Below are 7,003 nucleotides of genomic sequence, written 5' to 3' on the forward strand. Positions count from 1 at the left end.
TGAGAAATAGACGGGCTAACATCGGGCCAGCCCTCTTCCCCGCAGCTATCGAGCCATATAGCTAGGAGGATAAACAGAATCAGCATTATTGATTCCAGGTCAGTGAACTGAATTGACGCTGAAACTCAATCTCACGAACACCAGCAAAGTTATTGTTACCTTTCTCAATAACTGCCAGCAGCGGCTTAATCCACAGGACAGCCTGGCAATAGGTCATTGAGCTGGCGGCAGCGGTACGATCATCGGCTTGGTTAGGTCTGCCGGTATCGGTGTACATGGCGCTGGCACGTAAACTGTGCGCGTATTCGAGCAGCCCACCAGCAATGTCAGCAGGAACAGGCAAATCACAGGTTTTTTCACGGCGGAGAATCTCCCGGTATTCGATTACAGTTTCTTCGGTGCTGATATCAATCAGCGAATTAAGCCTGTTGGCGTGCTCTGCAACCTGATTGTATCGGCTGAAATTGAAAGCCTGAGTGGCAATCACTTGCCCCTGTAGCGTGTTATCACTGCGAAGCACATCGTTATCACTCTTGATATTTTTGACATCAGCACAACTCTTTACGAGAGCAAGTGACAGGCCAGCAATAATGATAATGACGACCAGACCAGGATTAATTTTCATTGTCCTAACTCCCAACAAGTTAGCGCGCTTTCCTGATCGCGCCGCTCTACCTGTCCATAACAACCATTCTTCTGGCCTTTAGTTAGGCGACAATCACGTCCACCGTCCTTAATCCACCAGCGTATTGCTTCACATGCCCCTTTACGATCTCCGGCGTTAATGCGCTTATAGAAGGTCGAAGGGAAACATTTACCCGGGCCAATGTTGTACGGGCAGAAGGATGCTATACCGACCTTCTGCGGCTCTGTCAGAGGCACTTTGATATTGCGATCAACCCAAGCTAATGCCTTATCGCGTTCAATAGCGTTAACCTTCCGGCATTGTTCCTCAGTGGCTGTCATGCCCCTAACAACACGTCTGCCATCGATAAAGGTAACGCCGTGACATAAAGACCAGACCCCACCCGGATCAACAACGGCCACCAGCGCATTGCCTTCTTTCTCGCTGATGAACTGGTCAAAAATGAGTGGAGCAGATGCACCTGATGCGATTAGTGCCAGCACTGCTGCGCTGAGTTTTGATTTATTAGACATCATTCACCTCGCGCAGCTCTTCGACGGTCTGCTTTGATTTGGAAATAGAGGTTGGTGAGAAAGGTGAGCAAGCCGAACAGTAAACTACCGATCACACCTATAGCCGCCCACTGCTCTGGGGAGTAACCGTCAAGAAGTCTTCTAAACCAGTAAATGGCACTACCTCCCGATGCGCCGTAGGAAATGCCAGTAGTTATTTTGTCCATTCGATACATGCTCTCACCTCGCTCTATGCGGGTGCTGTCGTGAGAATAAAAAAAGCCCGCTTTTGAAGGCGGGCTAATGAGTTGACTATTTGTAAGGTAGGTGTGAGTAAGGCCTATGCTCAGGAGTGAAGCTGTATCGGCTGATTCACTATCGGTCCAGGAGAACCACAGGGCATTCAGTTACTTCCCACAACTCAAAGAGTAGCAGCAGTTTGCAAAACCATAAAAAAAGGCCTGCTTTTTATGGCAGGCTCTCAAGGAATTTGAAGCTTGTATTATTGTTGTCATGGTGCCGGGTGCCTCCCGGTGACTCTACCCCAGTTAGCAAAGCCGCGCGCATACCTGCAGATAGCAGTCGACTGGAACGCCCTTTCGCTTAGAAAGGATTCACCACAGAAATAAATTACGCTGAACTTATTCCTTCGGTCAATGGGATTAGACATCGCCACCTGATGGAGGTCTTACAAATGAAAAAACCTCGCCGAAGCGAGGCTATTTGAATTTGAGGCACCTCATCCAACAAACCACCCCGGTTAGTTGGATTTTGACGAGATGCTTTTGGATGAGCGCTGAACCCAAGGGTCAGTATTTTCACACAGCAATTTTGCGAAAAGCAGCGCTCACGCAAAAACATCTATGGGAGATGAAGGAAATTGGCATCGATAATGAAATCCGAGATAACATCAATGTAAATAACAACTCCAGCTATAAGGCTGGCAATCAGTATCAGGGCAATCATCCAGACGCCCATAGGTCACCTCTTCTGTGGTATTCCCAATACAATCCTTATTCATCACTACATAGAGATGAAAGTACATTGCACAGCTAACCACAAAACAGATTACCAACGCCAGCGTTTTGAGTATCTTTAACAATAGATTCTCCCTGTACATTTATTGTACGCAGTTTAATTCAAACTGGATCAACAAACTGTCAACACAAGGGATAAACCATAGCTTGCAACACCGGGCCCTTAAAATTTTTTTTACGTCGAATATGTCTGGTGAGTTCGGCGATATGACAGGGGTACTGGTGGAATGCACCTTCGCGAATACCCCTGTCGTATCGCCGTAAAACAAAAGCCCCGACCGGCGGGGCTTTTGTTATATTCAAATTGTCGCTTAAGTTCGCTGCCATCGCGGCGCAGCTCTGCCAAGCATGAATGAATTATCTAAATTCCTGGCTCGTTTTCAATATATAAATAGAATTAGAGCACGAAAAGTTAAAACCCAATCATTCAGTTCTGCTCAGCCAGGAGCTTCCGCGTAGATAAAAAGACCTTCGCCCTGAATATCTCTAGGCACCAGCGAACTCGTTTTCTGGCCTCCCAATCCGTTAGCCAAGGTGCGATAGACTGTAGTTCCCGCGTAATGTCTGAGATTTTTTTGCGTGTGGTGTAATACTGCAGACCGACGATATAAACCGGGTCATTTACATCAAGCGCCTGCAGCACTGACTGCTCGACAAAATCAACGTCATCATCGTGTATAGCTTCATCAATGATGCTGGTGGCGGGCTGTGGCCACAAAATGGCGTGAGCACGATTTAACGCCTGTGGCCCTCTGAATCCCTCTGCTCGAGCTTGTTCCAGTGCAGCTGTAAAGCGAGACAATGCCTTATCCGACCATCGCCCGCCCTTAAGAACATCCCAGCATGCATGAGCGCGAGGCAATCGTGGGGCTGTTCCACCGCTTACCCCCTCGCCCCATGTTGTCAGCAATGATTTAATCCATGCCGACTGAATACCTGTAAGAAGCATGCTTTTACCCAGCCAGCTTTTACGCGGCGCACTCGCTGCTTTACCCAGCGCTTCAATATGATTACGGCGTTGACGTGGTGTCATCCTGTTCGCTCCTTACGCCAGAACGCCGAGCGCGTAGGCCCGGTCCAGCACTCTAATGATCATTTCCAGCTGCGAACCATATTTGCGCTCGAATGCCAGGCGGTCGTTATGAAGTTCGGTATGATGTTTTCGGCAAAGTGGAATCGTGAAGATGTCGTGAGCTTTTGTTGCCATGCCACCCTGCCCCCATCCGATTAAGTGATGCGGGTCGTCTGATTGCTGCTGGCAGCATTCGCAGGGCTGTGTTTTCACCCAATTCAGATAATCGCGACTTTCCCAGCGCAGACGCTTTGGTCGACGCATGAAAGACTGAGGAGGAACTGGATCCACCATCACGCCCACCAGCGGTTCTGTCAGCGCTTCAGGCAGGTCAACGGCTGACACTAATTTCTCAAGGATGCTGGTGGCCGGTACTTCGGGAATTATGTCACTTTCTCGTCCAATTGGACTTTCTTCACGCAGACGAAGAGCTTCACGAACGCATGATTCTGGAAGTGCATCCGTAACTTCTTTACGAACAGCCCACCAGCAGAGCTCTGCAAGTGAGATCTCCCGGCTTTTGTCCAGGCAAAGATGAATGCGGACAGAATCCATAACAAAGGCAATTACATTTCTGCGTGCCAACTCTGCCAGTGCTTCGGTACGCTGCTCTCGCAAGTGGTTATCGCAATAGCCACAAAGCAGGATGGAGCCAGGCTCATGGTGCATAATAGTTAGTTCGTGATAGTGGTAATCACTATGCTCGTACTGGCACCGTCCACCAGCGTATCGCAGCAACCAGTAATCCAGGCCACTAATCCCGCCAGCGGCATGAATCACTTTGTCATTCAGAAAGAAAGTGCGTAGCGATTTATCATCACCTAGAGGCTGGCGGGCATCAGGAACGCGACCCGTTTCCAGATGAGCCATGCTATCTGGCTGTCGCTCAATCAGCACTCTACCACCACCAAATAAGCTCATAAGTTCGCTGCCGGGCTTTAACAGCACGACACCAAGCTCTCTGGCGATTACAGGTTGAAGGAGCGCGCGCATCAGTCGATATTCCTGATAATTATCTGACCGACTTCACCCCATAGCTTCGTAATCCGTGCATCCCAGATATGAGCGTCATCTTCATAAATGGCATCGGAGAGTGCTTTAACCAGGTTATCGAAGTCAGGTTTACTCTGGTGTGGCTTACCATCAAACTGCTGGCGCTTCTTCTTACTCCAGCTTTTTGGCATTGGAAGAATGAAGGTAATGTGTGAATTAGATTCGGGCATAGTGACACCCAGGAGCCGGACATGGTCGCAGAAAGCCCGATAACGCATAACTTCCGGGCGCTTCTTCCATTTATCTGCACGCGTCATGCGCGGCTTTCCCATCGGGAGGATGTTGTAGACGGTCACGATCACCCCCATGCCCGGGAACGCATACTTTGCGCCGTCTTAGCTGAGGATTTTTGCTGAGGTAGTAATGCGCTGACTATCCAAAGTCGAGGGTCAATATCAAGGCTTTTCTCGACCTGAACGCCTTTAGACTTATAGCGTGCCACCAGCTCATTGGCTTCTTCGGTTGTCAGACCGGTGTGAGTGAACCAGCTTTTCTTCATGCCACCTCCTGCAGTTGCAGAGGCAAAAGAAAATCGCTGGCCCTAATAAGGGTCAGTGAGGAATTAATTTTGATCTTTTCTTGCGCCATGGTTTGTCTCCAGTGGCGCAGCAGGTATAGGGTGTTCAGGCCTATGAATTAAGTCTAACAGAGTTGAGAGTGATACGAAAACAGAAAGGAATACATTATTTATTTGTAGCAATATAAAGAAAAACCGAGCCTAAGCCCGGTTTCAACATTACATAGTCAGTGACAAATTACCATTTGTCACGATAATCGAAGGCGACAAAGTAATTGAACTTGCTGGTATCAATTCGATTCTGGAAATGCGGTTGCAAGAATGGCACCCACCCATTATCCATATCAAATTCACCGTTATTGAGGTTGTCCTTCATTGGAAGACCGAGGCTCTCCATTACTGAACTATCCTCTCCAAAGTCTTTAGATACCTCTTCGCCCTTGAAATCTTCTGTCTTCTTATCGAACCAGCTAATGCGAATTTTTAAGCCCATAAATCCCTCTCAAAGATATTTTTTAATGTTGCGCTTCGGATCTGGCCCTTTGACCTGCTTACCCGATGCAGGGTCAAACGCGCCCAGATGGCTACCATCACTAGCGCGATAACCTTCAAGCTCCCCATGCTGGGAATCCCATTCGTAAATTTTACTCTTTTTATCACCATACCAGCGAGGTCGTTTACCGCCACCATTTTGTTTAGGTGTTTTAGGTGCACCTTTGGTCAGGTCACCTAACCCCTTAATTTCATCAGTTTTTGGAACAGGATGATAATCATGGCCATAATCTTTTGCACCTTTACGCGGCTTTTTCTTTTCGTCAGCCAGTTTTTGCTCTGAAGCCTTTTTCTTTTGCTCCTTCTGCTTACGGCTTTCGACAGCAACACTCAGAGCTTTCTCAGCATCTACTTTTTCTTTAAGGGATGCATCGTAGGCTGTTTGCCGTTTTTTGGCATCCTCCTGGGCTAACCCCAATTGGTAACCAGCTTGCTGGAATACACGATGGCCAGGATGACTCTGGTCATGAGCATATTTTAAAGTTTCCTGAACGAACTTCTTTGCATTTTCTACACGTTTATTAGACTCGTCGAGTTCACTCTTACGCAGAGGGATCGCCTGAACAGCTTTGTTAATTCGCGCCTGAGCTTTTACAATATCGCCTTGAGCACGACTCAACTCATCTCCGGCGTCTTTATCTTCTTTAGCTGCAGCCTCAACCGGGTTATTTAAAGCCCAAGCCAGCGTACGACGTTTCTCCTCCTCCTGTCGCTTTTTAACTTGATCAGGGGTGCTCACTTCCGTCACGGAAATATAAATAGGAGGGCTTTTGCCATCAGGGAAACGAACCACGGCTTCGTGAGTGCTTTGGCCAGAAGTGAACCCCGGGAAACGAGATTGTCCCTGCTCTTTTTGAATACCTTTTGATTGTGATACAGCCGGTGCTTTCCCCGTATCAACTTTCACGTGTAGATCTGGTTTACCCGGAACTACACCAGCAGTGTAAACCCCTGCGCGTTTCGTTGGTTTCGCATCGACAACCGGAACGCTCATCGGCATGTTTTTACTTTTGACCACAGCGATATGCTGTTTACCATCTTCATCAACAATATCAGCAATTCGAGTGTGAACAACTGTAGCTTTCTGAGTCGGTAATGCAGCGGGGGGAGTGGTCGAAACTTTATCAAATGGCAAAGAGTTAACCAGATGAGCCGTCGCCATCATACGGGGATCATCTTTTGCGATCTCAGATGGAATCAGAGCACCAATAGTTGCTCCCAGGAGACGTCCGGCAAGCGGAGCTGCAGCGACGGCACCTTGCTCAAGGCGCGTAAGTGCAGCTTGCATGGCTTCCTGAAGCGTCGTTTTGGTAAACAAGGTAAAACCCCACATACCATCATAAACGCCGATGACAGCGGGTACACCGTATGCAGCAGGTTTCTGCGCCTCGGGCGTACTAGAGAGGTTTGCACCGGATGAATTAGATCCGTTACCGCCTCCATTACCGCCGCCACCCCAATGAATGCCGCTATCTTTACCGCCAGAACTACCATCAACATTAATAGTATCTTCGTTAGGCATAAAATTCCTCTTTGACTTTAAAATCAATAAATAACATCAATAAACTGTACATAAATGGGTCTTCCCTTGTTGTGGTGGCTGAAGGCATGATAATGGTGTATTTAATCGCCAGA

General features: G+C 48.1%; 9 protein-coding genes. All 9 read right to left on the minus strand.

Annotation, left to right across the window (positions count from 1 at the left end):
* Positions 1–85: 85 nt before the first annotated feature.
* A complete protein-coding gene (locus tag ACOTX7_RS20640) occupies positions 86–625 on the minus strand; it encodes a hypothetical protein (protein ID WP_221813651.1) in 540 nt (179 codons plus the stop codon).
* The gene (locus ACOTX7_RS20645) at positions 622–1,158 is read right to left on the minus strand and encodes a lysozyme (protein ID WP_045351064.1); all 537 of its coding nucleotides are present in this window, start codon (positions 1,156–1,158) and stop codon (positions 622–624) included. The genes ACOTX7_RS20640 and ACOTX7_RS20645 overlap by 4 nt, the downstream gene beginning before the upstream one ends.
* On the minus strand, positions 1,158–1,373 hold the full coding sequence (locus ACOTX7_RS20650) for a class II holin family protein (RefSeq protein WP_023292747.1): 216 nt from the start codon (positions 1,371–1,373) through the stop codon (positions 1,158–1,160). Before ACOTX7_RS20650 ends, ACOTX7_RS20645 begins: the two co-directional genes overlap by 1 nt.
* A 1,228-nt stretch (positions 1,374–2,601) precedes the next feature.
* Positions 2,602–3,207 carry a hypothetical protein gene (locus ACOTX7_RS20655; RefSeq protein WP_058663377.1) on the minus strand — a complete coding sequence of 202 codons (606 nt, stop codon included), beginning with the start codon at positions 3,205–3,207 and terminating at the stop codon, positions 2,602–2,604.
* Between the two features lie 12 nt (positions 3,208–3,219).
* Positions 3,220–4,239 carry a DUF968 domain-containing protein gene (locus tag ACOTX7_RS20660; protein WP_109885659.1) on the minus strand — a complete coding sequence of 340 codons (1,020 nt, stop codon included), beginning with the start codon at positions 4,237–4,239 and terminating at the stop codon, positions 3,220–3,222.
* Complete coding sequence (locus tag ACOTX7_RS20665) at positions 4,239–4,607, minus strand: RusA family crossover junction endodeoxyribonuclease (RefSeq protein WP_199130024.1); 369 nt, start codon at positions 4,605–4,607, stop codon at positions 4,239–4,241. The genes ACOTX7_RS20660 and ACOTX7_RS20665 overlap by 1 nt, the downstream gene beginning before the upstream one ends.
* On the minus strand, positions 4,598–4,798 hold the full coding sequence (locus ACOTX7_RS20670) for a hypothetical protein (protein WP_045351060.1): 201 nt from the start codon (positions 4,796–4,798) through the stop codon (positions 4,598–4,600). The genes ACOTX7_RS20665 and ACOTX7_RS20670 overlap by 10 nt, the downstream gene beginning before the upstream one ends.
* Before the next feature lie 256 nt (positions 4,799–5,054).
* A complete protein-coding gene (locus ACOTX7_RS20675; protein ID WP_023315840.1) occupies positions 5,055–5,309 on the minus strand; it encodes a colicin E3-like toxin immunity protein in 255 nt (84 codons plus the stop codon).
* A gap of 9 nt (positions 5,310–5,318) precedes the next feature.
* A complete protein-coding gene (locus tag ACOTX7_RS20680; RefSeq protein WP_221813552.1) occupies positions 5,319–6,890 on the minus strand; it encodes a colicin-like bacteriocin tRNase domain-containing protein in 1,572 nt (523 codons plus the stop codon).
* Positions 6,891–7,003: the final 113 nt, after the last annotated feature.

Source organism: Enterobacter cloacae complex sp. IR5418, from assembly GCF_049238105.1.
GTDB classification, from domain to species: Bacteria; Pseudomonadota; Gammaproteobacteria; order Enterobacterales; family Enterobacteriaceae; genus Enterobacter; species Enterobacter hormaechei.